This window comes from Kribbella sp. NPDC004875, from assembly GCF_042873375.1.
Taxonomy (GTDB): Bacteria; Actinomycetota; Actinomycetes; order Propionibacteriales; family Kribbellaceae; genus Kribbella.
Map to the genome: position 1 here is coordinate 795620 of NZ_JBIALI010000002.1, position 23338 is coordinate 818957.

The window sequence follows — 23338 nt, forward strand, 5'->3', positions numbered from 1 at the left end:
ACCGATTACTCACCGCCGCCTGTTTAGACGCGCCGGTAACAGCCTGTGCCATTGGCCGGGCCTCCGGCGCCGGCGTGTCCTGGGGACTCGGTTCCCGTCCTTCCCTCGTCGCTCCAGTCGCTTCGCTCCCTGCGCTCCTCAGTCCAGGACAGGAGGCCCCAGGACTCTTTTCTGGGCGCGTGGGATCATCACGGTGTGTCTTCGACGTCGCCTGCACCGCTGGACAGTTCGCCGTACCTGCTCGCCGCTCGGGGTGAGCGTCCGCCGCACACTCCGGTGTGGTTCATGCGACAGGCGGGACGGGCGCTGCCCGAGTACCGCGCGGCGCGGGAGGGCACCACGATGCTCGAGTCCTGCATGCGCCCCGACCTCGTCGTCGAGATAACGCTGCAGCCGGTCCGCCGTTACGGCGTCGACGCGGCGATCTACTTCTCCGACATCGTCGCACCGCTGAAGTTCGCCGGGTACGACGTCGAGATCAAGCCCGGTGTCGGCCCCGTGGTGGCGGACCCGATCCGGGACGCCGCCGGGGTCGCCGCGGTCCGTCCGGTCACCCCGTCCGATGTGCCGTACACCACAGAGTCGGTGCAGCAGCTGGTCAGCGAGCTCGGCGGTACGCCGTTGATCGGGTTCGCCGGCGCCCCGTTCACCGTCGCGTCGTACCTGGTCGAGGGCGGGCCGAGCAAGGACTTCGCGAAGACCAAGGCGATGATGCACGGCAATCCGGAGCTGTGGCACGCGCTGGCCGACCGCCTCGCCGACGTCGCGATCGCGTACCTGTCCGTCCAGGTGGAAGCCGGTGCGTCGGCGATCCAGCTCTTCGACTCGTGGGCCGGCGGCCTCTCGCCGCGGGACTACGAACGGTTCGTCCAGCCGCACTCCGCGAAGGTCTTCGACGCGATCGCGTCGTACGGCGTACCGCGGGTGCACTTCGGCGTGAACACCGGCGAGCTCCTCGGCCTGATGAGTGCCGCCGGCGCGGACGTGGTCGGCGTCGACTGGCGCGTCCCGCTCGACGAGGCGGTGCGCCGGATCACCGCCGCGGGCGCCGGCCCGAAGCCGGTCCAGGGCAACCTCGACCCGGCGCTGCTGTTCGCCGGCTGGGACGCGATCGAGCCCGAGATCGACCGGATCCTCGAGGAGGGCAAGGCGGCGCCGGGCCACATCTTCAACCTCGGTCACGGGGTCCCGCCGGACGCCGACCCCGAGGTGCTGGCGCGGGTCGCCAAGTACGTCCGGTCCAAGTCGACGGCCCGTCCGGTGGTGGGAGCAGAGTGATCCGGCTGCCGGATCATCCGGTGACGCTGGAGCCGCTGTCCGCCGGGCACGCGGACGCGGTGCTGGCCTTCGAGCAGCAGAACCGCGAGTACTTCGCCTCGTGGATCTGGGACCGTGGTGACGAGTACTTCGCGGAGTTCGCGGAGCGGCACGCGGCCATGCTGGCGGAGCAGGCGGCCGGGATCTGCCGGTTCCACGTGCTGGTGGACGACACCGGCGCGATCGCCGGGCGGGTGAACCTCGTCGACCTCGAGAACGGGGCGGCCGAGCTCGGCTACCGGATCGCCGAGAAGTGGGCCGGCCAGGGGCTGGCGACGGCCGCGGTCCGCGCGATCATCGGGGTCGCCGCCACGGAGTACGGGCTGACCGCGCTGTCGGCCGGCGCCTCGGACCGGAACCCGGCCTCACAGGCGGTGCTGGCCCGCTGCGGGTTCCGGGTGGTGGGCACCTCGAGCACCGATCTCGGGCCGGGGAAGAAGTACGAGCTGATGCTGGAGGACGTGTGAGCCGGGTTGTCGTGGTCGGTGGCGGGATCAGTGGACTGGCGGCGGCGCACGCGCTGGCTACCGGGCCGAACCCGCCGCAGATCACCGTCCTCGAAGGATCGCCGCGGCTCGGCGGCAAGCTGGCCGGCGCGGAGGTCGAGGGCGTTCCGGTCGACCTCGGTGCCGAGTCGGTGCTCGCGCGGCGGCCGGAGGCGGTGGACCTGATCCGCGCGCTCGGGCTCGGCGACGACGTGGTGCATCCGGCGACCACCTCCGCCGGTCTGTGGATCGGCGACCGGATCCGGGCCATCCCGCCGACCGTGATGGGTGTCCCGGTGGATCCGGCCGCGGCGGCCGACGTCCTCGGAGCCGCCGGCGCCGAGCAGGTCGCGCACGAGGCCGAGCTGCCCGCGCCGGCGCTGACCGAGGACGTCGCGATCGGCCGGTTCGTCGCCGAGCGGATGGGCTCCGCGGTGACCGACAAGCTGATCGACCCGCTGCTCGGCGGGGTGTACGCCGGGAACGCGGACGAGATCTCGCTCGCGGCCGCCGTCCCCGATCTGTACGCGAAGCTGCGGACCGCACCGAGCCTGCTCGCCGCGACCGCCGAACTGCGCGAGCTCGGCCAGCAGCGCGCCGGTCAGCCGGTGTTCGCGGGCCTCGCCGGCGGAATCAACCGGCTCATCGGTGCTCTTGAGCGGGATCTGACCGAGCGCGGCGTCGAGATCCGCCGCAAGCTCGCCGTACGCCGGATCACGCGCCAGGCGGACGGCTACGCGCTGGAGGCCGGCCCGGTCCCGGACCCGACGTACCTGACCGCCGACGCCGTCGTGGTCGCGGTCCCGGCGACGCCCGCCTCGCGGATGCTGGCCGAGCTGGCTCCGGCGGCGTCGACCGAGCTGGCGACGATCGAGTACGCGAGTATGGCGATCGTCACGCTGGCAGTCCGCAAACGCGACTGGCCGGCTGACGCGACCGGCTCCGGGTTCCTGGTGCCGTCCGTCGAGCAGCGCACGATCAAGGCCTCGACGTACTCGCACGCCAAGTGGGCCTGGTCCGGCGAGGCCGGGGGAGACCTGGCGGTACTGCGTGCCTCGGTCGGCCGGCTCGGTGAGGAGTACGTGCTGCAGCGCTCCGACGAGGAGCTCGTCGCGCTCGCGGCCGCGGACCTGCGCGCGGCGATCGGTTTGCGCGCCGAGGTCGTCGGTTCCGTGGTCACGCGATGGGGCGGCGGCCTCCCGCAGTACGCCGTCGGCCATCTGGATCGCGTCGATCGGGTGGAGAGCGCGGTGGCCGGCGTACCGGGGCTCGCGGTCTGCGGGGCGGCGTACCGGGGTGTCGGGATCGCGGCGTGTGTGGCGTCGGGTGGCAAGGCGGCCACCCGGGTGCGGGAGCACCTGGAGGCATTGGAGACAATGAAATCGTGACTGGTAAGCCGAAGGCCCGTGAACTGAACGACGTCATCCGCTACACCCTGTGGTCGGTGTTCAAGGTCGAGACCCCGCTCGGTGACGTCGACCGTGACGAGCTCACCGCCGAGCTGAACGACCTGGTCGGGAAGCTGGCGGCCGAGGACGTGGTGATCCGCGGGTTCTACGACGTCGAGGGCTTCCGCGCGGACGCCGACTTCATGATCTGGTGGCACGCGCCGACCTCCGACGCGCTGCAGCAGGCGTACCACGCGCTCCGCCGTTCGCGGCTCGGGCGGCACCTGGTGCCGGTCTGGTCGCAGTTCGCGCTGCACCGGCCGGCCGAGTTCAACAAGAGCCACATCCCGGCGTTCCTGGCCGACGAGGAGGCCCGCGGCTACATCTGCGTGTACCCGTTCGTCCGGTCCTACGAGTGGTACCTGCTGCCCGACGAGGAGCGCCGGTTCATGCTCGCCGAGCACGGCAAGATGGCGCGCACCTACCCGGATGTCCGGGCGAACACGGTGGCGTCGTTCGCACTCGGTGACTACGAGTGGATCCTCGCCTTCGAGGCCGACGAGCTGCACCGGATGGTCGACCTGATGCGCGACCTGCGGGCGTCCACGGCGCGCCGGCACGTGCGCGAGGAGGTCCCGTTCTACACCGGCAAGCGGACCGGGGTCGCCGAGCTGATCGCCAACCTGGTCTGACCGGGGCGGAGGGGGCCGATATGACGCTGATGCACCGCAAGGCGTTTCCGGTGCTGTATGTCACCGACGTCCGCCGGTCGGTCGAGTTCTACACGCTGCTCGGCTACGAGTCGACGTACCAGTTCCCGCTCGAGGGCGACCCGCACTACGTCGGGATGGAGCGCGGCGACTCGTCCCTCGGTCTGTCCGACACCAGCTGGCCGGAGGCGCAGCTCGGCATCACCGTCGGGACGGCGCCCCGCTTCGAGCTGTTCGTGTACGTCGACGACGTCGAGGCGGAGGTGGAACGCTTCCGCGCGGCCGGCCACCCGGTCCTGCAGGAGCCGGCCACGATGCCCTGGGGCGAGCGTCAGGCGTACCTCGCCGACCCGGAAGGCAACCCGGTAGCACTCGCCACGCCCGTCTAGTGTCCTGAGGACGCTAGGTCCCCGGCTTCTGCAGCAGGTAGTCCTCGGCGCGCATCGACGTCGGCGGCCGGACGTCGGCCGGGATCAGCTCGCGCAGGTCCCGCTCGGTGAGTTTGTCGGGGTCGCTCGCGGACAGCCGGGTGGCCTGGTTGGAGACGGCCTCCTCGAGCACGTTCCGGATGAAACGACCGTTACCGAAGCTGTGCCCACGCGGCGCGGGCGGAATCACGGTGCGGACCTTGTCCAGTACTTCCTCGCCGTAGATCATGCCCTTCTGCCGCGCCTGCAGCTCGAAGATCTGGACCAGCTGGTCGGTGTCGTACTCGCTGAACGACAGCAGCTTCGGGAACCGGGACTGCAGACCGGTGTTCGACTCCATGAACCGTTGCATCTCGCGGTGGTACCCGGCGACGATCACGATGCAGTCGTTGCGGTGGTCCTCCATCATCTTCAGGATCGTCGCGACCGCTTCCAGGCCGTAGTCGCCGGGCGTGTTCTCCGGCGTCAGGCTGTACGCCTCGTCGATGAACAGCACGCCGCCGAGCGCCTCGCGGAACTTGGCCGCGGTCATCGGCGCCGTCGAACCCAACCCGGCACCGACCAGGTCCGAGCGGTCGACCTCGACCACGTGGCCCTTCTCCAGGACGCCGAGCTGGTGGTAGATCCGGCTGAGCAGCCGGGCGATCGTGGTCTTCGCCGTACCGGGCTTGCCGACGAAGACCATGTGCCGCGCGCGTTCGTGGCTCGGCAGACCGAGCTCGGTGCGGCGGAGGTTGGTCTTCACCTCGGCGACCATCCGGCGGACGGCGTCCTTCACCGACTCCAGGCCGATCAGCGAGTCGAGCTCGGCCAGTGGGTTGTCGCTGAAGTCGAGCACATCCGGCAGTTCCTCGTCGTCCCGCGCGCCGCCACCGGCCTTCGCGGCCTCGTCGTCCTTGACGCCCTTCCAGGCGGCCGACAGCGATGCCTCCTGGTCGGCCGCGGCCGCGTTCTCGAGGGTGCTCCAGCGCTCCCGGTCGAGCATCCGGAACAGCGTGGTGAGGTCCGGGACCTCAGCCTCCGGCCACGGCCCCTTCGAGAGCACCCCGGACAGGTGTACGCCGACCCGCGCAGCGGACGCGCCCCAGGAGCGGGCGAGCCCTGACTGTCCGTTGCGGATCGCGCGAGCCATCCACTGGTTGACGTGACCGTGCCACGTCTGCAGCTTGAAGGTCGCGTGGATGTCCTCCATCGCCTTGTGGATGTCGATGGTGGTGTCGCCGAGGACGTTCGCGACCGACTGCGGGATGCCGCGCAGGCCGCTGGCCAGGATGAGCTCGGCGAGCACCTGCGCGAAGTCACCGGCGTACTCGTCCGGGCTCACCATCAGCAGCCGGGCGTGCGTGTCGCGGACCGAGTTGAGCGAGTAGCGGAGGGCTGCGGACGGGCCGGCGAGCTCCGGGAGTACGGCGCGCTCGCGGTCCTTGAGCGCCTCGGTACGCCAGTACTTGACGATCTCGTCGTACTCGCCGGTGATGTGCAGCTCGGTGGCTTCCTTGTCGGCCAGCACGCGGTCGAAGGCGGCGGTGAGCGCCTGTGACCGGGCGGCCATCGGGGGCGCGTCGACGAACAGCGCGACCGCGTCCCGGGACAGCTTCAGGGCCTGCCGGCGGCCGTGCTCACGAAAACCACGGGCCCCGGCGATCGCTTGCAGGTGCCAGTCCGTCGGGGCCGTGTAGATGACGTGGCCGTTGCCGCCAAGGCGCGCGGGCGGCCGGTAGAACTCCCGGGTGAGCTCGGTCGACAGGTCGGCGTACTCGCCGTGCAGGACCGGGATCCACCCGGTCAGCAGCGGGGCGATCTGATGGGTGAACCAGACCGCAGCCGGGGTGCCTTTGACGAAGTCCGGGAAGGCCTCGGCCCGCAACGGCTTGAGTGCCTCGGGATCCTCGGCCCACGCCCGGAGCTGACCACGCACCCGGGCCGTCCACTCGGCGGGCACCTCCCACGGCTCCTCCGCCGCCAGCACATCCAGAACCCGCGGTGCACGGATCTCGTCAGCCACCAATTTCCTTCCCCAGGGGAGCCACCAGCCGCCCCAGTCTAGAGCCCGACCGGGTGACTCGCGCCCAGGTCAGGCGGGGGTGAGGGTGAGGTGGACCCAAGCGTCCAGCCCCGCGGGTGGCTCGCGCTGGTCAGGCGGGGGTGAGGATGAGGCTGATGCTGTTGATGCAGTAGCGCAGGTCGGTGGGCGTGCCGTAGCCCTCGCCCTCGAAGACGTGACCGAGGTGCGAGCCGCAGTTGGCGCAGCGGACCTCGACCCGCTTCATGCCGAGGGTGCTGTCCTCGATGTACTCGACCCGGTCCTCCGCGAGCGGAGCGAAGAACGACGGCCAGCCGCAGTGCGAGTCGAACTTCGTCTCGCTGCGGAACAACTCCGCGTCACACGCCCGGCACTTGTAGACCCCGACCGTCTTGGTGTCGGTGTACTCACCGACGAACGGCCGCTCGGTTCCGGCCTGGCGCAGCACGTGGAACTCGGCGGGGGAGAGCTGCGCCTTCCACTCCGCGTCGGACTTCTGTACGGCGTACTGCTTGGTGGAATCTGTCACGACTCAAGTATCGAGGCCCGGGCAAGGGAAACCCAGCCCGGGCCGTCGACGTAAGCGTCCCGCAAGAGAGCTAGCGAACCCAGGACGGCAGCGGGATCAGCTTCACCACCTGCGGGTCGTGGTCGGAGATCTGGTCCGGGAACTCGGCGTTCATGTGCACGACGTCGTACGCCGACGCCGGGCGCAGGTTCTGCGAGATCAGGATCTGGTCCAGGATCTGGCTGTTGCCCTCGAACACGTAGCTGTACCGCTCCTTCAGCGGCAGCGTCCGCGGCAGGTCGATCAGCGCGGTCGTGCCCGAGCCGACCAGGATGTCCGCGGTCTGCGACCAGTCGAAGTCGTTCAGGTCACCGAGGACGACGATGTTCGCGCCCTTGTCCTTGGCCAGGATCTGGTCCACGAACCCGCGCACCACGGCGGCCTGCTGGTGCCGCTTCTCGGCGGTCACCTGCACCGGCGGCTGGAACCGGCCCCACAGCGGGTCGTCGCCACCCTTCGAGCTGAAGTGGTTCACGACCACGAACACCGTCTGCCCGTGCCACTTGAACTCCCCCGCGAGCGGCACCCGGGTCGCGGCCCAGGCCGGGTTCGCGGGGTCGATCCGGCCCGGCGACGAGCTCAGGTGCGGCCGGCCGGCGCGGTCGGTGACGATCGTGGTCGCCACCGTCGAGCCGCCGCCGGGGGTGTCGACGAACTTCACCGGCTTGTCGGTCCGGTAGAGGAACGCGACCCGGATGTTGCCGCCCGGCTCGCCGCCCTCCGCGTTGTTCACCGGGTCGATCTGCTTCCAGGTGTACTGCGGTCCGCCCGCCTTCACGATCGCGGCGGCCAGCATGCCCAGCGTCTTGTCCGCGGCCGTCGTGCCGGAGTTGACCGCGCCGTCGTTGTCCTGCACCTCCTCGAGACCGAGGATGTCCGGCGACGCGAGGTTGTGCACGACCGCCTGCGCCAGCCCGTCGAACTTGGCGTCACCGTCGGACGGGTCCAGGTTCTCCACGTTGAATGTCGCGACCGACAGCTGCACCGGCGACGAGGCCTTGGTGGTCTCCCGCTCGACCCCGCCGTCGATCACGGTCGGCGTGGTGGTCGGCAGGAACTTGAAGTTCCCGAACGAGTAGTCGAGGACACCGGTGACGGTATCCGAATCAGGGCCGGCCAGCTTGTCGCCGGTCTTGGCGTCCGGGATCGCCGTCAGGACGTCGTCCAGCAGCACCCGCTCCGGGTTGCTGTCGGACTTCTGCAGCAGGATGCCGCCGCGCACCGTCCGCACACCCGAGCCCGCCGGTACGACGGACAGCTCGCGGAACGAGCTCGTCGGGCCGGTGACCTCCGGCTGGTTGATGCCCAGCCACATGCCCTCGAGCGACTCCCAGAAGTCCAGCCCGTCGCTGTCGGGGTCGAACGCCGTCGCGGTCTTCTCCACGTCACCGGCGGCGTCGTCCTCGATCACGGTCGACGGCGGCACCCGCCCGCCCGGACCGACGATCGTCGGGGCCGGTACGGCGGCCGTCCCGGTGACGGTGATCTTCGCGTTGGTCAGCTCGGTGGTGGTGAGGTTCGTCGTACCGCCGGAGCCGCCCGGGCGGAATTCGGCAACCGAGCCCTCGGCCGTCACGGCGTTGCCGACGGACACCGTCGGCGCGGAACTGGTGAAGACGAACAGGCCTTCGCTGGTCGCCGGGTCGTCGTCCGGCTGCGGGTCCTGGAACCAGAACCCGTTGCTGCTCTTCGCAGTCACCACGCCGGTGACGCCGGTGACCTTCTTGCCCTCCAGCGGCGACCGGTGCGCGGCGCCCTGGATGTCGTGGATCTTCGCGTCGACGGGCGGTTCGGCCGGACCGCCGGTCAGTGTGCCCGGCGACGGGTTGCCGGCGGCGAAGTCGGCACCGTTGTTGTCGGTGTCCTTCCCCGGGTCGGTCCGCGCGGCCGAGGTGGTGTTCGACAGGCCCGGCGCGGGCGCGGTCTCGGAGTCGTTCGCGGCGCCGTAGCCGACATAGTCCTTGACGGCCGGGTCCGCGTGGCAGGTCGCGCCACAGGCGAGCGCGGTCTGGTTCGTGACCAGCGCGATCTTGCCGGCGGTCGCCGACATCGGGATCGTGCCGGTGGCGTTCGGCGCCGGCATCGGCTGGCCGTTGGCGCCGCCGCCTTCCTGGACGAGGTACGCCGTACCCGGGGCGATGCTGCCGGTCAGTTTGGTGACCTGCCAGGAGCTTCCGCTCGCCGAGGCGTACTGGATCGACCATCCACTCACGTCGACCGGGGCCGAGCTGTTGTTGGTCAGCTCCACGAAGTCGTTGGTGTACGGCGCGCCGCTGTTCCCGCCACCGCCGTACACCTCGGTGACGACCACATCGGACGAAGCGGCCTGCGCGGGCGCGGCGGCGATCGCCACCGCCAGCCCGGAGGCGAGAAGACTCGTCGAGATCACTACGGCGCCCAGGCGGCGCCGCGATCGAATCGGGGCAGACATGGCCCGGATTCTCACACCGGCACGGGGCCGTTCCAAGGTCCAACACGTGAACAGCCGGTGTGCGCGCGAAAGGCACGGGTGATCATTCGCGCGGTGACAGCTCGAGGAGGTGGTACACCTCCACCGGCTCGGCCTTGCCCTTCAGCGCGAGCATCCCGAGCGACTCGGTGCGCGCCGTCGGCAACTGTGCCTTGGTCGCCGCGCCGATCGCCACACCACCGCCGGGTGCCTTCCCCTCGATCCGGGAGGCGACGTTGACCGTGTCGCCGATGACCGTGTGCGTGCGGCCGCCCTCGGTGCCGAGCAGGCTCACCGACGCGATCCCGGAGTTGATCCCGACCCGGAACCGCGGCCAGTTCGGATGCGCGGCCCGGACCCCGGCCGCCGCCTCCTGCAGCGCGAGCCCGGCCGCGGCCGCCCGGACCGCGTGGTCGGGCTGGTCCCCGCGCTTGTTGAACGTGACCATCAGCGCGTCGCCGATGATCCGGTCGACGTCGCCGCCGTGGCGCCGGACAACCGGGGGTACGACGACCTCGAAGTACGTGTTGAGCATCGTCGTGACCTCGGCCGGGTCGTGGTTCTCGGAGAACGACGTGAAGCCCTCCAGGTCCGCGAACAGCACGCTCAGCTCGCGCCGCCCGGAGACCGTGTCCTCCTGGTACAGGTCCGCGAACCGCTCCTCGTACCACTGCATCCGCACCCCGGCGACGACCAGCACGACCGCGAGCAGCAGGAGCGCATGCCACTCCCACCAGGACAGCGCCCAGTTCCGCGCGAACGCCAGCGCGATCATCGCCTCACCGAGCAGCACGAACGCCGCGATCATCGACAGCAGCATCAGCGACGGCCGCTCCCACCACGTCCGCAGGTAGCGGCCCGCGGCCACGCCGTACAGGAGCACCGCCGGTACGGCGAGCGTCGCCAGGATGCCGTCGGCAACTTCGGGGACGGACGTGCCGTGCAACGGCGGCAACCGCAGGACCGACGCCGCTGCCCAGCAGGCCATCAGCACCAGCAAGCCGGCTCGCAGCCTGCGGCCCCACTTGACGCCGGAGATCGACAGACTCGACAAGAACGCGAAAACCGACCCGATTGCGACACCCACCGGCGTCGCAAGGGTGAAGCCGGCGTTCGGCGTGTCGAGGAGGACCTTCGGTGTCGCGAGCGCGTGCAACCCGAGGAACCCGGCCGCGGACAGGAAGGTGAGCGAGACGAACAACACGCGCGCGTCACCACGACGGAGCGCCGCCGCGCCGGTCGCGTAGGCCAGCACGGCAGCCAATGCGGCGGTGAGCAGCACCAGCCAGAAATGCGTCGGATGATGTTCCCAATGCACGTCCAGCTGGGATTTTTCGAGTAGCAGACCGAGGCCGGCGATCGGGAGCAGGAGGACCAAGGCGGTCACGCCAACCATGGCCGGCGTGTAGACGAAGCGGCGGTCAGCCATCCGCCGAGACCTTGAGGTGGGCGTGGATCTGTGACACCACCACGGACCCTTCGCCCACGGCCGAAGCCACCCGCTTGACCGACCCGGACCGCACGTCCCCGACGGCGAACACACCGGCCAACGTCGTCTCGTAGGGCTGTGGCGGCCGGCCCGCGTCCCACAGCGGATTCACGCCGGCATCCGCGCCGGTGAGTACGAATCCGCGGTGGTCGCGAGCCACCTGATCCGGCAGCCAGTCGGTCCCCGGCACCGCGCCGATCATCACGAACAACCCGTCGACCGGGATCGACTCCTCGGCGCCGGTCCGGCGGTCCCGCAGCGTCACATGCTGGAGCCGCCCGTCCTCGCCGCCGCCGTCGACGACCTCGCTGGACGCCCGCACGCTCACGTTCTGCGCCGCGTCGATGGCGTCGATGAGGTACTGCGACATGCTCGCCGTCAGGTCTTCGCCGCGGATCACCAGCAGGACGTGCCGGCAGTAGCGAGCCAGGTGAATGACGGCCTGCCCGGCAGAGTTCCCGCCGCCGACCACGCACGCGTCCCGGCCCTTCAACCCGTGGGCCTCCGAGACGCTCGCGCCGTAGTACACGCCGTTCCCGACCAGCGCTTCCAGTGCCGGTACTTCGAGACGCCGGTACGACACCCCCATCGCCAGGACCACGGCGCGCGCGGTCACCGCGCCCACGTCACCGATCACCGCACGGAACTGTCCGTCCTGCTGCTCGAGCTTCTCGATCGTCCGCATCAGCACGAAGTGCGCGCCGAACACCCAGGCCTGCTGATATCCGCGCTGCGCCAGCTCGGACCCGCGGATGCCGCGCGAGAACCCCAGGTAGTTGCGGATCAGCGAGCTCGTCCCGGCCTGGCCGCCGATCGACTCCCGCTCCACGACGAGCGTCCGCAACCCCTCGGACGACGCGTACACCGCGGTCGCGAGCCCACCCGGCCCGGCGCCGATCACCAGCACGTCGAACGTGGTGTCGGCGGACTCCAAGGTCGTTGGTACGCCCCACGCTTCGGCGATCTCCGCGTCGGTCGGGTCGTGCAGCACCGGCCCGCCGATCGCGGGCATCCAGACCAGGACCCCGGACCCGGGATCCGGCTCGCCGATGAACTCCAGCGCGTCGTTCGCGAGACTCGACCCGCTCGGCCGGAACGCGCTCGGGATCCCGTTGCGGGCCAGCAGACTGCGGATCGCCTGCCCACGCACCGAGTTCTCCGCGGCGATCACGACCACTTCCCGCAGGTTCGCGACCTCGTACCGCGACCACTCCTGGATGAACTCGGCGACGGTCCGGTGGAACAACTCGTCGCGGACGGTCCACGGCTTGAGCACGTAGTAGTTGATGTCGCCCACCGACATCGCGGACAGGATCGCCGAGGCCGTCGTACGGTCCGCCCAGGCACCCCACTCGATCAGCAGCGCCCGCCGCGCGTCCGGATGCGCGGTCCGGGACGTCGCGAGGATGCGGGCCCGATCGTCGTCGCTCAGCGCGTGGTCCACCAGCACCACCGCGACCCGCTGTTCCCAGTCGTGTGCTTGCTGTAGGCAAGTGATCGCGGCGGCCGCGGTCAGCTCGCCGCGAACCCGGAAGTCGACGCCGAAGGCTCGGTCGAGCTCGGTCTCACAGCGTTCCAGCCGTTCCGGGTCGGCGTCGACGACCAGCAGCAACGGCCGGGCCGCACGCAGTTGCGGCCGCTGCTCGACAGCGCCCCCGGGTTCCCCACCCATGGTTGTGACGGTAGGTCCGCGCCACCGTCGTGGCAATGCTCAAAACGTTTGTTCGCCGGCCCTGCCCACCCCAGTGGGACAGGACCGGCGAAAACAGCGTCAGTTCACGCTGACAGCGGACCAGGCCGCGGCGACCGCTGCCTTCTCGGCGCTGCTCGCGCCGTAGAGGTCGGTGGCAGCGTTCAGCGTCGCGGTCCGGGCCTGCGCGTACGTCGTACCGCTGGTCATGTACGTCGTCAGCGCGCGGAACCAGATCTTGCCGAGCTTGTCGTGGCCGATGCCGGTCAGCGTCGAGCCGTTGCAGGTCGGCCCGTTGTGCGGCAGCCCGCCGATCGTCTTCGCACCGGTGCCCTCGGCGAGCAGGTACGCGAAGTGGTTCGCGATCGCGGACGAGTAGTGCACGTCCAGATTGCCGACGTCGGAGGAGTAGCAGTCCGGCGACGTACCGTCCTTGCTCGGCTTGTCCATGAAGCGCAGCGCCGGGCGGTCCTTCATGATCTTCTCGCCGATGTAGTAGTCACCGGGGTCCGAGGTGTTGTTCGCGTAGAACTCGACCAGGGTGCCGAAGATGTCGCTGGTCGCCTCGTTCAGGCCGCCGGACTCACCGGAGTACGTGAGGTTCGCGGTGTGCTCGGTGACGCCGTGGGACATCTCGTGGCCGGCCACGTCGAGCGAGACGAGCGGACCGGCGGCGACGTTGTCACCGTCGCCGTACGTCATCTGCTTGCCGTCCCAGAAGGCGTTCACGTAGTTCGAGCCGTAGTGGACGCGGCTCGGGACGCCCTTGCCGTCGCCGAAGATGCCGTTCCGGCCGTGCACGGACTTGTAGTAGTCGAACGTGGTGGCGGCGCCGTAGTGCGCGTCGACGGCGGCGGTGGCCCGGTCCGTGTTGCTGCCGGTGCCCCAGTGGTTATCGGCGTCGACGAACTTCGTCGGCGCCGGGCAGCCGAGCTGGAACAGCTGGCACAGGATCGAGTCGGTCTTGTTGTTCGCGTCGGCGGTGAAGCCGTTGCCGCGGGTCGCGTCGGTCAGCGTGAAGCCACCGGTCGCGGTGCTCGTCTGGAGCGGCACGGTCCCCGAGTACAGGCTCTTGCCGTCGCCGGTCGCGGTCTCGATGTGCTGCTCGCTGACCAGCTTCGCACCAGTCAGGGCGTCGATCGTGGTGGTGACGCGGCTCGGCGTACCGTCGGCCTGGGTGCCGGCTGTGGTGACCAGGTAGGCCAGCCGGGGTGCGCCCTTGCGGGCCTCGATCACCAGACTCGGCTTGCCTTCGCTCTTCAGGCCCTTGGTGAGCGCCTTGGAGGTGGCGGTCGCGACGCTGACCTTCGGCGTACGGGCGACATTCGCGCTCCGGCTCAGAGTCAGGCTGGCGCCCTTGAAGGCGCCGTCCGCGGCCTGGTGGACGACGACGTCGCCGCCGAGCACCTGGAGGCCTCCGATCGTGCGGTCCATCCGGACATGGCTGGAACCGTCCTTGTCGACGATCACGTCCTTGACCACGAACGTGTCGGCCGTGGTGGCCCGCAGCGTGGTCAGGTGACTCGTGATCGCCGTCCGGGCCTTGGCGACGGCTGCGGCGGGAGAGGGGACAGGTGACGCCGTCGGCGCGCCGGTCGCGGTCGTGGCGCTGGTCAGTCCGAGGGCGGTGGTGGTCGCCACTGCAGTCGCAGCGGCGAACAGGGCGGATCTGTTCATCCTCGCGCTCCTTGTCAGGTGTCCCGGAGGCCTCACGCCCCAGGAACGAGGTGCTGGAACGTTACCGCTCGGTCACCTGGCGTGGCCAGGGGTCGAGAAAACTTGTCTTTCCGCCCCGTGGCCGACGGAATTGGCCGGTCCGGGGCGATACCGTCTCGGCATGGCGAAGAGCACAGCGGTGGTCGTCACCGCGGGGGACCGGGAGGTCCGGGTCTCCAGCCCCGAGCGGATCGTGTACGAGGCGACCGACTGGGCTCCAGAGGTCACGAAGCTCCAGGTGTGCGAGTACTTCATCGCGGTGCAGTCCGCGTTCATGCACGCCTCCGGCGACCGGCCGGTCGCGCTGGAGCGCTGGCCCGGCGGATGGCGCGAGGGGATGACGCTGTCGGTGGACGCGGTCGGCCGCCAGACCGGCGACGGGTTCTACTCGAAGCGGCTGCCGAAAGGCGCGCCGGACTGGCTCGAGACGTGCCGGGTGCTGACGCCGAACAACCGGCCGATCGACGAGCTTTGCCTGACCGAGATCGCCGCCGCGGTGTGGGCGGCGCAGATGGGCACGCTGACGTTCCACCCCTGGGCGGTGCGGAAGGGCGACCTCGACCGTCCGGACGAGCTGCGCATCGACCTCGATCCACAGCCCGGTGCAACCTTCGCGGACGCCCGGCGGGTGGCCGGCGTCGCGCGCGAATTGCTGGAGGAGCTGGGGCTGCGCGGGTATCCGAAGACGAGCGGCAACCGGGGGATCCACATCTACGTGCGGATCCGCCCGGAGTGGTCGTTCGACGACGTCCGGCACGCCGCGATCGGTCTGGGGCGTGAGCTCGAGCGGCGCGACGACGGCGTCACGACGGCCTGGTGGAAGGAAGAGCGCGGCGACGCGTCGATCTTCCTGGACTTCAACCAGAACCTGCGCGACCGGACGGTCGCCGGCGCCTGGTCGCTGCGGCCCCGACCGGGAGCTCCGGTGAGCACTCCGATGACGTGGGAACGGCTGGCCGAGGTCGACGACCCGCGGGCGTTCAACCTGCACACAGTTCCGGAGTACCTCGCCGACGGCGACCCGTGGGCGGACATGGACGACACGGCGTACTCGCTCGACGTCTTGCTGCGGCTGTGGGAGGACCTGCCCGGCGGTGAGCTGAACTTCCCGCCGGACTACCCGAAGATGCCGGGCGAGCCGCCGCGTGTGCAACCGAGCAAGAAGGTCGCCGAGCACTGGGACGAACACGGCAACAGAATCCCGGACTGACACGTCCCGGACTCACACTGCGCGGGGCTGCCTCGTCGGATGGACGTCAACACGTTCATTCGCAAGGAGACACCTGTTATGAATGCACGTCTGGACCTGTTCACCAACCCGGTCCTCACCAAGTTCATCAAGCACCTCAACTCCGCGGCCAGGGTCGCGATGGACGCCGGCGTCCCGCTGCGCACCCTCGAGCTGATCGACCTACGGGTCAGCCAGATCAACGGCTGCGCGGTCTGCGTCGACATGCACTCGAAGGACCTCGCCCACCACGGCGAGACCGCGGTGCGGATCAACCTCGTCGCCGCCTGGCGGGAGGCGACCGTCTACACCGAGGCGGAGCGCGCAGCGCTGGCGCTCGCCGAAGCCGGTACCCGCATCGCCGACTCCGCCGGCGGTGTCCCCGACGACGTGTGGCTGGAGATCACGAAGCACTACAACGAGGAGCAGACGGCCGCGCTGGTCGCCGCGGTCGCCGGCATCAACACCTGGAACCGCCTGAACATCATCACCCAGCAGCCGGCCGGCGACTACGTCCCCGGCCAGTGGGGCTGATGCGCCTGCCTGGCGAGCTGGCGGGTTGCCCCCTGAGAATCCGAGGGGGCAACCCAGTCGCTGAGTGGGCAACCCCCTGGCTAAGTGGGCAACCCTCAGATCGTGCGGAGCGCCCCGCCGTCGACCGGGATGATGGTGCCGGTCAGGTAGGAGGCGGCGGGGGAGAGGACGAAGGCGGCGACCCGCCCGAACTCGTCGGGTGTGCCGTAGCGGCGTAACGGGATGGTCTTCTCCGAGGCGCGCCGGGCCGCATCCGGGTCGCCGCCCTTGCCGTCGAGTTCCTTCAGGCGGTCGGTGGCGATCCGGCCCGGCATCAGGCCGTTCACGCGGATGCCGTTCGGGCCGAGCTCGTCGGCGAGCGTCTTCGCGACCATCGCCAGGCCGGGCCGGAGACCGTTCGAGATCGCCAGCCCGTTGATCGGGGACTTCACCGACGACGACAGCACGAACGCGATCGACGTGCCGTCCGCGCCGGCCCGGGCGACGGCGCGGGCGATCCGGAGGCTGCCGAGGAACACGCTGTCGAAGGCCGCCCGCCAGTCCTCCTCGTCGGTGTCCAGCGCGGTGCCGGGGCGGGGACCGCCGACACTGATCAGGGCTCCGTGCAGCTCGCCCCACTTGGCGATCGCGGTCGCCGCGAGCCGCTCCGCGCTGTCCGGCTCGGCGTTGTCGACCGGGATCCCGACGACGTTCGGGCCGAGCTCGGCGGCGGCCCGCGCGATCGACTCCTCGTTGCGGCTGGAGATCACCAGCCGGGCGCCTTCGGCGGCAAGAGCCTTCGCGGTGGCGAAGCCGAGTCCGGCGCTGGCGCCGGTGACGATGTAGGTGCGATCGCGCAGTCCGAGGTCCACGGCACCATCCTGCCGCACCGCACCCCGGCGCGCACCTCGACCGTTCGTGGCCGACGGCAAGAACCGGTCGCCCCGGCGCGCGATTCCTAGTACGCCGAGCGCCGTAATGGTGACTCGGCGGTGGTCAGGTGCCACGCGGTGTTCACCAGGCCGAGGTGCGAGAACGCCTGCGGGAAGTTCCCGAGCATCCGTCCCGTGGTCGCGTCGTACTCCTCCGCGAGCAGTCCGACGTCGTTGCGAAGGGCAACGAGCTGCTCGTACAGGTCCCGGGCCTCGCCGACCCGCCCGGTCATTGCCAGCGCGTCGGCCAGCCAGAACGAGCAGATCAGGAACGTGCCCTCGCCGCCCTGCTGGCCGTCGTCGGTCTGCTCGGTCAGGTACCGGCGGACCAACCCGTCCGCGGCCAGTTCTTCCTGGACCGCGTCCACGGTCCCGACCACCCGCGGGTCGTCGGCGGGCAGGAACCCGACCTGCGGGATCAGCAGTACGGCCGCATCGAGCGCCTTGCTCCCGTACGCCTGGGTGAACGTGTTCCGCTCCGCGTCGAACGCCTGCTCGCAGACGGCCCGGTGGATCTCGTTCGCGCGCGCCCGCCACTTTCTGGCCGGCCCACTCAGCCCGAACCGCTCGACCGCCCGCGCGGCACGGTCGAAGGCCACCCACGCCATCACTTTCGAGTAGGTGAAGTGCTGCCGCTCGCCGCGGACCTCCCAGATTCCCTGGTCGGGCTGGTCCCACACCTCCTCGAGGTGCTGCATCAGGCCGCGCTGTACCGCCCACGCGTCCTCGCTCGGCCCGAGCTGCGACTCGCGAGCGAGGGCCAGGACGTCCATCACCTCGCCGTAGACGTCGATCTGCAGTTGCTCGGCGGCCGCGTTCCCGATCCGTACCGGCGCCGAGTCCGCGAACCCCGCCAGCCAGGGGGCTTCGAATTCGGTGAGCCGGCGCTCGCCGGTCACGCCGTACATGATCTGGAGGTCCTCGGGGGAGCCTGCGATCGCGCGCAGCAGCCAGTCGCGCCAGGCCTGTGCCTCGTCGGTGTAGCCGCAGCGCAGCATCGCGGCCAGCGTCATCGTTGCGTCCCGCAACCAGCAGTACCGGTAGTCCCAGTTCCGCGCGCCGCCGAGGGTTTCGGGGAGCGACGTGGTCGGCGCCGCCACGATGCCACCCGACGGCGCATAGGTGAGCGCCTTCAGCGTCAGCACCGAGCGGGTGACCTCCGCGCCGACGGTGATCGAACTGGTGCTGCGCGCGACCCAGTCGGTCCAGAACGATTCGGTCGGTTCCAGCGACCCGAGCGCGTCCGTCGGCTCCGGGACCGGGTGGTGCGACGGATGCCACGTCAGCACGAACCAGGCCCGGTCGCCGTCGGAGACCCGGAAGTCCGAGTACGTCGCGAGGTCGCGCCCGTACTGGTGTACGTCGGACCGCAACGAGACCGCGTCCGGTCCCGCGATCGCGTCCACCTGTCCGTCGGAGCGCCGTACCCACGGAACGACGTGGCCGTAGTCGAACCGCAGCCTCAGCTCGGACCGCAGATCCACCGACCCACTGACACCCTCGACGATCCGTACGACGTCCGGCGCCGCGTCCCGGGGTGGCATGAAGTCGATCACCCGGACGGTCCCGCCGGGCGTACTCCACTCGGTCTCCAGGACCATCGTGTCGCCGCGGTACCGGCGGGTGCTGACGGCGTCCGCGGCCCGGGGCGCGATCCGCCAGTGCCCGTTGTCGTCGCTGCCGAGCAGCGCCGCGAAGCAGGCCGGCGAGTCGAACCGCGGCAGGCACAGCCAGTCGATCGATCCCTGCTTCGACACCAGAGCGGCGGTCTGCAGGTCACCGATCAGCGCGTAGTCCTCAATCCGGCGCTCCGGCGTGCGCCTGCGGCCGCTCGGCGACTTCAGGTCCGGCGTCCGTGGACTTGCCACCGCGCACCTCCTGTCGGGAGAAGTAGACCAGACCACCGATGGCCAGCAGGGCGAAGAAGAACCACTGCAGGGCGTAGAAGAAGTGCGGCCCGTCGTCGATCTCCGGCCCCGGGAAACCGGCGAAGGCGGCGTCGTTGGCCGGCTCCTGCTTCTCGACGGTCAGGTACCCGTCGTACAGGTTCAGCCCGAGGACCTTCGCGTAGTCGGGTCCGTTGATGAGTCGCGCCGTACCGTCGTCCGGTGTGCCGCCGTTGGTGTGGCCGCCGCGTTCGCTGCGCTGCAGGCGGCCGGTGACCGTCACCTCACCGGCCGGTACGGCGGGAACGTGCAGCGGCATCAGCTCCGAGCTCTGCCGCGCCAGGAACCCACGGTCGACCAGGACCGCCTTCCCGTCGGCCAGGACCAGCGGCGTGACGATCTCGAACCCGGGTTTGTCCTCGACGTTGCGGTACTTGAGGATCACCTGTTTCGAGGCGTCGTACCGGCCCTTGACGACAGCGGTGCGCCAGGCGTGCTGGTCGCCGACGACGCCCTGCGGCCCGAGGATCTGGTCGATCGGCGCCGGCGCGGCGGCCAGATTGGTCCGGGTGACCTCGTTGCGCGCTTTGCGCTCGTCGAGGCGGTGGAACTGCCAACGGCCGAGCTGCACGCACACCGCGGCGAGCACGAGGACTCCCAGCGCGGCGGCCAGCCAGCGGACATTCATCAAGCGACCCACGTCTCGAACTTAAGCCATGCCCTGAAATGCCGGACGCGCGGCACGTACGCTGAGGGGATGACGGCGATCGAGGAAGTCACGTCGACGGGGCTGGCGGACCGGTACGGCCGGGTCGCCACGGACCTCCGCGTCTCACTCACCGACCGCTGCAACCTGCGCTGCACGTACTGCATGCCGGAGGAGGGTCTCGACTGGCTCGGCAAGCCCGAGCTGCTCACCGACGACGAGGTGGTCCGCCTGGTCTCGGTGGCCGCCACCCACCTGGGCGTGAACGAGATCCGCTTCACCGGCGGCGAACCGCTGCTGCGCCGCGGTCTGGTCGGCATCGTCGCCCGTACGACGGCCCTCGCGCCCCGCCCGGAGGTGTCGCTGACCACCAACGGGATCGGTCTGTCACGGCAGGCCGAAGCGCTGAAGCAGGCGGGCCTGGACCGGGTGAATGTGAGCCTCGACACGGTCGACCCGGAGACCTTCCGGCGGCTCACCCGCCGGGACCGGTTGAAGGACGTGATCGCCGGTCTCGAGGCGGCCCACGACGCCGGTCTCACGCCGGTGAAGGTGAACGCGGTCCTCATGCGCGGCGTGAATGACGAGCAAGCGCCGCAATTGCTGGAGTTCTGTCTCGAGCGCGGCTACGAACTGCGGTTCATCGAGCAAATGCCGCTGGACGCGCAACACGGCTGGGACCGGTCGACGATGGTGACCGCGGACGAGATCCTCGACAAACTCGGCGCCCGGTTCGCGCTCACGCCGGACGACGCCTCGAAACGCGGCAGCGCCCCGGCCGAGTCGTTCCTGGTCGACGGCGGGCCGCGGACGGTCGGCATCATCGCTTCGGTCACCCGGCCGTTCTGCGGCGACTGCGACCGGGTCCGGCTGACCGCCGACGGCCAGGTCCGGGACTGCCTGTTCGCGCGCACCGAGTCCGACCTGCGGACCGCGCTGCGGGCCGGCGCCGGCGACGCCGAGCTGGCCGACCGCTGGCGCCGCGCGCTGCGGAACAAACTGCCGGGTCACGGCATCAACGACCCGAGCTTCCTGCAGCCGGCGCGACCGATGTCAGCGATCGGCGGCTGAACGCGCTCCGCCCACGAAACCGCTCGCGAAACCTGCCGCGATACCCGTTGCGATACCGGCCCAATCCGGAAATGTGCTTTTTCGGTGTCGCGCATTCACCCGCTGAATGATTCGACCTCGCGCAGGAATGAGCGCCGGCCGAGGAAGTCGGACAAGCTCTCCTTGTGTTCGTCACAGGCGAGCCAGGTCTTCCGCCGGTCCGGGGTGTGGATCTTCGGGTTGTTCCACAGCAGGGCCCAGGTAGCGGCGTTGCCGCAGCCCTTGGCGGAGCAGGTGGCCGGTGAGGCGTCTTCAGTCATCCATTCCTCTGCATTCCTGATGCCTCAGTAATCAATAGCCCGGGCAAAATGAAGCGACGTCGGACAGCCACGGGGGGAGCCGTCCGACGCCGCATCAAGTCTCTGAATTCCACTCGTGAGTTTCAGAGCACGCGGGAGATTCTGACACGAATCAGCACAAGTTTTCCAGTCCCGGCACAGATCACTTTTCGGTGTCGGTCCGGCGCTCGTCACGAGGCTCCTGACGAGCCTCTTCCTCGGCAGGTACGACGACCGTCGGACGCTCCCCGATCGCGGGCCGCGCCGGCGCGATGTAGGGGTCCGCGGCGGGCTCCGTCGAGGACCGGTGGGCGTTCGCCAGCACCACCGCGAAGTACGGCAGGGCGATCGCGCCGACGACGAACAGCCAGCGCCACGGCGACGGGGTCAGCACGGCGAGGACGAAGCACACGATCCGGATCGACATCATCCACGCGTAGCGAACGATCCGGCTGTCCAGGTCCTCGGACCGCCCGGGCTGCGCGCTCGTCACCGAAATGACGTGCTCGGCACTCCGCTCATGGCGTCTCGACATCTATCCTCCTCACCAGGAACAACGGTACGCCGCGTCGTCCGCCCGCGCGCAGCTGGATGGAGAGGAACGGCCAATGACCGATCGCACCTACCGCGTCACCGAGATCGTGGGCACTTCGAAAGAGGGCCTCAACCAGGCCATCACCAACGGCCTCGAACGGGCCGGCGAGACCCTGCGGCACCTCGACTGGTTCGAGGTCACCGAGATCCGCGGTCACCTCGTCGACAACCAGGTCGACCACTACCAGGTCGGCATGAAGGTCGGTTTCCGGCTCGAAGACTCCTAAGTCATCAGCGCGCTGCCCAGTGGGATAGCGTTCCTCCGACCGACGACGTGAGGAGGGCTTGTGGGCAGGTCTGTGCTGGTGACCGGAGGCAACCGGGGGATCGGGTTGGCGATCGCCATGGCGTTCAAGGAGGCCGGTGACCAGGTCGCCGTGACCTACAACTCCAGCCCGCCGCCGGACGGCTTCCTGGCGGTCAAGTGCGACATCACCGACCAGGAGCAGGTCGACGCTGCCTTCGAGACCATCCAGGAGCAGCAGGGCCCGGTGGAGGTGCTGGTGGCGAACGCCGGCATCACCCGGGACACCCTGCTGCTGCGGATGTCCGACGACGACTGGGACGCCGTCCTGCAGACCAACCTGACCGGGTCGTTCCGGGTCGCGCGCCGTGCCGCGAAGGGCATGCTGCGGCTGCGCAAGGGACGGATCGTGTTCATCTCGTCGGTGGTCGGCCTGCTCGGCTCGCCGGGCCAGGTGAACTATGCGGCCAGCAAGTCGGGACTGATCGGGATGGCCCGGTCGATCGCGCGCGAGCTCGGCGGCCGCGGTATCACCGCGAACGTGGTCGCCCCCGGGTTCGTCGAGACCGACATGACCGCCGTACTGCCGGAAGAGACCCAGAAGCAATACCTGAGCCAGATCCCGCTCGGCCGGTTCGGGCTCAGCGAGGAGATCGCGAACGCGGTCCGCTGGTTGTCGTCGGAGGAGGCCGGGTACATCACCGGTGCGGTGATCCCGGTCGACGGCGGCATCGGTATGGGCAACTAACTCACCCCTCGAGAAAGGGCATGCCGGTGGGCATCCTCGACGGCAAACGCATCCTGGTCGCGGGCGTCACGCTCGACACCTCGATCGGTTTCGCGACCGCGAAAGTGGCGCAGGAACAGGGTGGGACCGTGCTGATCTCCAACTTCGGCCGTGCGCTGAGCATCACCAAGCGGATCGCCAAGCGGCTGCCGAGCGAGCCTCCGGTGCTGGAACTCGACGTCACGAACGCCGAGCACCTGGCCGCACTGCCGGACGCCGTCCGCGAACATGTCGACGGGCTGGACGGCGTCGTGCACTCGATCGCCTACGGGAACCCGGAGACGATCCTCGGTGGCAAGTTCCTGGACGGGCCGTGGGACGACGTGGCGCAGGCGGTGCACGTGTCGGCGTACAGCCTGAAGGCGCTGGCCGTGACCTGCGCGCCGCTGATGGGCCGCGGTGGCAGCGTCGTCGGGATGACGTTCGACGCGACGGTCGCCTGGCCGGGGTACGACTGGATGGGGGTCGCGAAGGCGGCGCTCGAGTCGACCAACCGGTACCTCGCGCGGGATCTCGGTGCGCAGGGGATCCGGTGCAACCTGGTATCGGCCGGTCCGCTGAAGACGCTGGCCGCGAAGGCGATCCCGGGCTTCGAGAAGTTCGAGGAGCCGTGGCTGGACCGCGCCCCGCTGGGCTGGGACCCGTCCGACCTGGAGCCGACCGGACGGACCATCGTCGGCCTGCTCAGTGACTTCTTCCCCGCGACCACCGGCGAGATCGTGCACGTCGACGGCGGCTACCACGCGATGGGAGCGTGAGGAGATGTCTCCCGATCCTGTGCGTGCTGCGCTGCGCTC

The 23338-nt window shown here is 69.9% G+C and carries 22 protein-coding genes; 11 read left to right on the forward strand and 11 right to left on the reverse strand.

What is annotated here, in order from left to right:
* Nucleotides 1-195: 195 nt before the first annotated feature.
* The 5 genes from hemE to ACFYRH_RS14845 are packed head-to-tail and all read left to right on the forward strand — an operon-like array spanning nucleotide 196 to nucleotide 4289.
* Nucleotides 196-1278 (forward strand): uroporphyrinogen decarboxylase, encoded by a 1083-nt coding sequence (gene hemE / locus ACFYRH_RS14825; RefSeq protein ID WP_387773867.1) that lies wholly within the window; start codon nucleotides 196-198, stop codon nucleotides 1276-1278.
* Nucleotides 1275-1784, forward strand: a complete 510-nt coding sequence (locus ACFYRH_RS14830; protein ID WP_387773870.1) for a GNAT family N-acetyltransferase — start codon at nucleotides 1275-1277, stop codon at nucleotides 1782-1784. Before hemE ends, ACFYRH_RS14830 begins: the two co-directional genes overlap by 4 nt.
* Nucleotides 1781-3190 carry a protoporphyrinogen oxidase gene (gene hemG, locus ACFYRH_RS14835; protein WP_387773873.1) on the forward strand — a complete coding sequence of 470 codons (1410 nt, stop codon included), beginning with the start codon at nucleotides 1781-1783 and terminating at the stop codon, nucleotides 3188-3190. Before ACFYRH_RS14830 ends, hemG begins: the two co-directional genes overlap by 4 nt.
* Complete coding sequence (gene hemQ / locus ACFYRH_RS14840; protein WP_387775285.1) at nucleotides 3184-3882, forward strand: hydrogen peroxide-dependent heme synthase; 699 nt, start codon at nucleotides 3184-3186, stop codon at nucleotides 3880-3882. Before hemG ends, hemQ begins: the two co-directional genes overlap by 7 nt.
* Nucleotides 3883-3902: 20 nt before the next feature.
* Complete coding sequence (locus tag ACFYRH_RS14845; RefSeq protein WP_387773876.1) at nucleotides 3903-4289, forward strand: VOC family protein; 387 nt, start codon at nucleotides 3903-3905, stop codon at nucleotides 4287-4289.
* Between the two features lie 13 nt (nucleotides 4290-4302).
* Here ACFYRH_RS14845 and ACFYRH_RS14850 read toward each other — a convergent pair whose 3' ends face one another.
* The 6 genes from ACFYRH_RS14850 to ACFYRH_RS14875 all read right to left on the reverse strand — a co-directional run bounded on the left by ACFYRH_RS14850 (nucleotide 4303) and on the right by ACFYRH_RS14875 (nucleotide 14224).
* Entirely contained in the window at nucleotides 4303-6333 is a 2031-nt protein-coding gene (locus ACFYRH_RS14850) for an AAA family ATPase (protein WP_387773879.1), read from the reverse strand.
* A gap of 130 nt (nucleotides 6334-6463) precedes the next feature.
* Nucleotides 6464-6880 carry a peptide-methionine (R)-S-oxide reductase MsrB gene (msrB, locus tag ACFYRH_RS14855; RefSeq protein ID WP_387773882.1) on the reverse strand — a complete coding sequence of 139 codons (417 nt, stop codon included), beginning with the start codon at nucleotides 6878-6880 and terminating at the stop codon, nucleotides 6464-6466.
* Between the two features lie 70 nt (nucleotides 6881-6950).
* Nucleotides 6951-9350 carry a lamin tail domain-containing protein gene (locus ACFYRH_RS14860; RefSeq protein WP_387773885.1) on the reverse strand — a complete coding sequence of 800 codons (2400 nt, stop codon included), beginning with the start codon at nucleotides 9348-9350 and terminating at the stop codon, nucleotides 6951-6953.
* A gap of 82 nt (nucleotides 9351-9432) precedes the next feature.
* Nucleotides 9433-10797, reverse strand: a complete 1365-nt coding sequence (locus ACFYRH_RS14865; RefSeq protein ID WP_387773888.1) for an adenylate/guanylate cyclase domain-containing protein — start codon at nucleotides 10795-10797, stop codon at nucleotides 9433-9435.
* Nucleotides 10790-12529: an FAD-dependent oxidoreductase gene (locus ACFYRH_RS14870; protein WP_387773891.1), complete on the reverse strand. Its 1740-nt coding sequence runs from the start codon at nucleotides 12527-12529 to the stop codon at nucleotides 10790-10792. The genes ACFYRH_RS14865 and ACFYRH_RS14870 overlap by 8 nt, the downstream gene beginning before the upstream one ends.
* A gap of 99 nt (nucleotides 12530-12628) precedes the next feature.
* Complete coding sequence (locus tag ACFYRH_RS14875) at nucleotides 12629-14224, reverse strand: M4 family metallopeptidase (RefSeq protein ID WP_387773894.1); 1596 nt, start codon at nucleotides 14222-14224, stop codon at nucleotides 12629-12631.
* Between the two features lie 160 nt (nucleotides 14225-14384).
* Here ACFYRH_RS14875 and ACFYRH_RS14880 point away from each other — a divergent pair, with 160 nt between their 5' ends.
* Nucleotides 14385-15473 (forward strand): DNA polymerase domain-containing protein, encoded by a 1089-nt coding sequence (locus tag ACFYRH_RS14880; RefSeq protein WP_387773897.1) that lies wholly within the window; start codon nucleotides 14385-14387, stop codon nucleotides 15471-15473.
* A gap of 78 nt (nucleotides 15474-15551) precedes the next feature.
* Nucleotides 15552-16025, forward strand: coding sequence for a carboxymuconolactone decarboxylase family protein (locus ACFYRH_RS14885; RefSeq protein ID WP_387773900.1), 474 nt, complete (start codon nucleotides 15552-15554; stop codon nucleotides 16023-16025).
* 95 nt (nucleotides 16026-16120) lie between these two features.
* On the opposite strand, the gene ACFYRH_RS14890 is transcribed toward ACFYRH_RS14885, so the two are convergent.
* From ACFYRH_RS14890 to ACFYRH_RS14900, 3 genes are all read right to left on the reverse strand, one after another.
* Nucleotides 16121-16876: an SDR family oxidoreductase gene (locus tag ACFYRH_RS14890; RefSeq protein ID WP_387773903.1), complete on the reverse strand. Its 756-nt coding sequence runs from the start codon at nucleotides 16874-16876 to the stop codon at nucleotides 16121-16123.
* Nucleotides 16877-16962: 86 nt separating this feature from the next.
* Nucleotides 16963-18804, reverse strand: coding sequence for a glycoside hydrolase family 15 protein (locus tag ACFYRH_RS14895; protein WP_387773906.1), 1842 nt, complete (start codon nucleotides 18802-18804; stop codon nucleotides 16963-16965).
* Nucleotides 18734-19522: an SURF1 family protein gene (locus tag ACFYRH_RS14900; RefSeq protein ID WP_387773909.1), complete on the reverse strand. Its 789-nt coding sequence runs from the start codon at nucleotides 19520-19522 to the stop codon at nucleotides 18734-18736. The genes ACFYRH_RS14895 and ACFYRH_RS14900 overlap by 71 nt, the downstream gene beginning before the upstream one ends.
* Nucleotides 19523-19579: 57 nt before the next feature.
* Between ACFYRH_RS14900 and moaA the strand changes: the two genes are divergently transcribed.
* Nucleotides 19580-20599, forward strand: a complete 1020-nt coding sequence (moaA, locus tag ACFYRH_RS14905; protein ID WP_387773912.1) for a GTP 3',8-cyclase MoaA — start codon at nucleotides 19580-19582, stop codon at nucleotides 20597-20599.
* A 95-nt stretch (nucleotides 20600-20694) separates the two neighbouring features.
* On the opposite strand, the gene ACFYRH_RS14910 is transcribed toward moaA, so the two are convergent.
* Together ACFYRH_RS14910 and ACFYRH_RS14915 are read right to left on the reverse strand one after the other, a co-directional pair.
* On the reverse strand, nucleotides 20695-20898 hold the full coding sequence (locus ACFYRH_RS14910; RefSeq protein ID WP_387773915.1) for a hypothetical protein: 204 nt from the start codon (nucleotides 20896-20898) through the stop codon (nucleotides 20695-20697).
* Nucleotides 20899-21079: 181 nt separating this feature from the next.
* Nucleotides 21080-21451, reverse strand: coding sequence for a DUF3099 domain-containing protein (locus ACFYRH_RS14915; RefSeq protein WP_387773918.1), 372 nt, complete (start codon nucleotides 21449-21451; stop codon nucleotides 21080-21082).
* A gap of 73 nt (nucleotides 21452-21524) precedes the next feature.
* On the opposite strand from ACFYRH_RS14915, the gene ACFYRH_RS14920 reads away from it, so the two are divergent.
* The 3 genes from ACFYRH_RS14920 to fabI are packed head-to-tail and all read left to right on the forward strand — an operon-like array spanning nucleotide 21525 to nucleotide 23299.
* A complete protein-coding gene (locus ACFYRH_RS14920; RefSeq protein ID WP_387773921.1) occupies nucleotides 21525-21737 on the forward strand; it encodes a dodecin in 213 nt (70 codons plus the stop codon).
* A gap of 60 nt (nucleotides 21738-21797) precedes the next feature.
* Nucleotides 21798-22502 (forward strand): 3-oxoacyl-[acyl-carrier-protein] reductase, encoded by a 705-nt coding sequence (gene fabG, locus ACFYRH_RS14925; RefSeq protein ID WP_387773924.1) that lies wholly within the window; start codon nucleotides 21798-21800, stop codon nucleotides 22500-22502.
* A gap of 20 nt (nucleotides 22503-22522) precedes the next feature.
* Nucleotides 22523-23299 (forward strand): enoyl-ACP reductase FabI, encoded by a 777-nt coding sequence (gene fabI, locus ACFYRH_RS14930; protein WP_387773927.1) that lies wholly within the window; start codon nucleotides 22523-22525, stop codon nucleotides 23297-23299.
* The last annotated feature ends 39 nt before the right edge of the window (nucleotides 23300-23338 follow it).

What these genes read in the sequence shown, in the direction of transcription:
- ACFYRH_RS14875 (WP_387773894.1), bottom strand. Translation starts at nt 14,224, where the DNA reads ATGAACAGATCCGCCCTGTTCGCCGCTGCGACTGCAGTGGCGACCACC.
- ACFYRH_RS14920 (WP_387773921.1), top strand. Translation starts at nt 21,525, where the DNA reads ATGACCGATCGCACCTACCGCGTCACCGAGATCGTGGGCACTTCGAAA.
- ACFYRH_RS14860 (WP_387773885.1), bottom strand. Translation starts at nt 9,350, where the DNA reads ATGTCTGCCCCGATTCGATCGCGGCGCCGCCTGGGCGCCGTAGTGATC.
- ACFYRH_RS14915 (WP_387773918.1), bottom strand. Translation starts at nt 21,451, where the DNA reads ATGTCGAGACGCCATGAGCGGAGTGCCGAGCACGTCATTTCGGTGACG.
- ACFYRH_RS14910 (WP_387773915.1), bottom strand. Translation starts at nt 20,898, where the DNA reads ATGACTGAAGACGCCTCACCGGCCACCTGCTCCGCCAAGGGCTGCGGC.
- ACFYRH_RS14880 (WP_387773897.1), top strand. Translation starts at nt 14,385, where the DNA reads ATGGCGAAGAGCACAGCGGTGGTCGTCACCGCGGGGGACCGGGAGGTC.
- moaA (WP_387773912.1), top strand. Translation starts at nt 19,580, where the DNA reads ATGACGGCGATCGAGGAAGTCACGTCGACGGGGCTGGCGGACCGGTAC.
- ACFYRH_RS14865 (WP_387773888.1), bottom strand. Translation starts at nt 10,797, where the DNA reads ATGGCTGACCGCCGCTTCGTCTACACGCCGGCCATGGTTGGCGTGACC.
- ACFYRH_RS14885 (WP_387773900.1), top strand. Translation starts at nt 15,552, where the DNA reads ATGAATGCACGTCTGGACCTGTTCACCAACCCGGTCCTCACCAAGTTC.
- fabI (WP_387773927.1), top strand. Translation starts at nt 22,523, where the DNA reads ATGCCGGTGGGCATCCTCGACGGCAAACGCATCCTGGTCGCGGGCGTC.
- ACFYRH_RS14870 (WP_387773891.1), bottom strand. Translation starts at nt 12,529, where the DNA reads ATGGGTGGGGAACCCGGGGGCGCTGTCGAGCAGCGGCCGCAACTGCGT.
- ACFYRH_RS14845 (WP_387773876.1), top strand. Translation starts at nt 3,903, where the DNA reads ATGACGCTGATGCACCGCAAGGCGTTTCCGGTGCTGTATGTCACCGAC.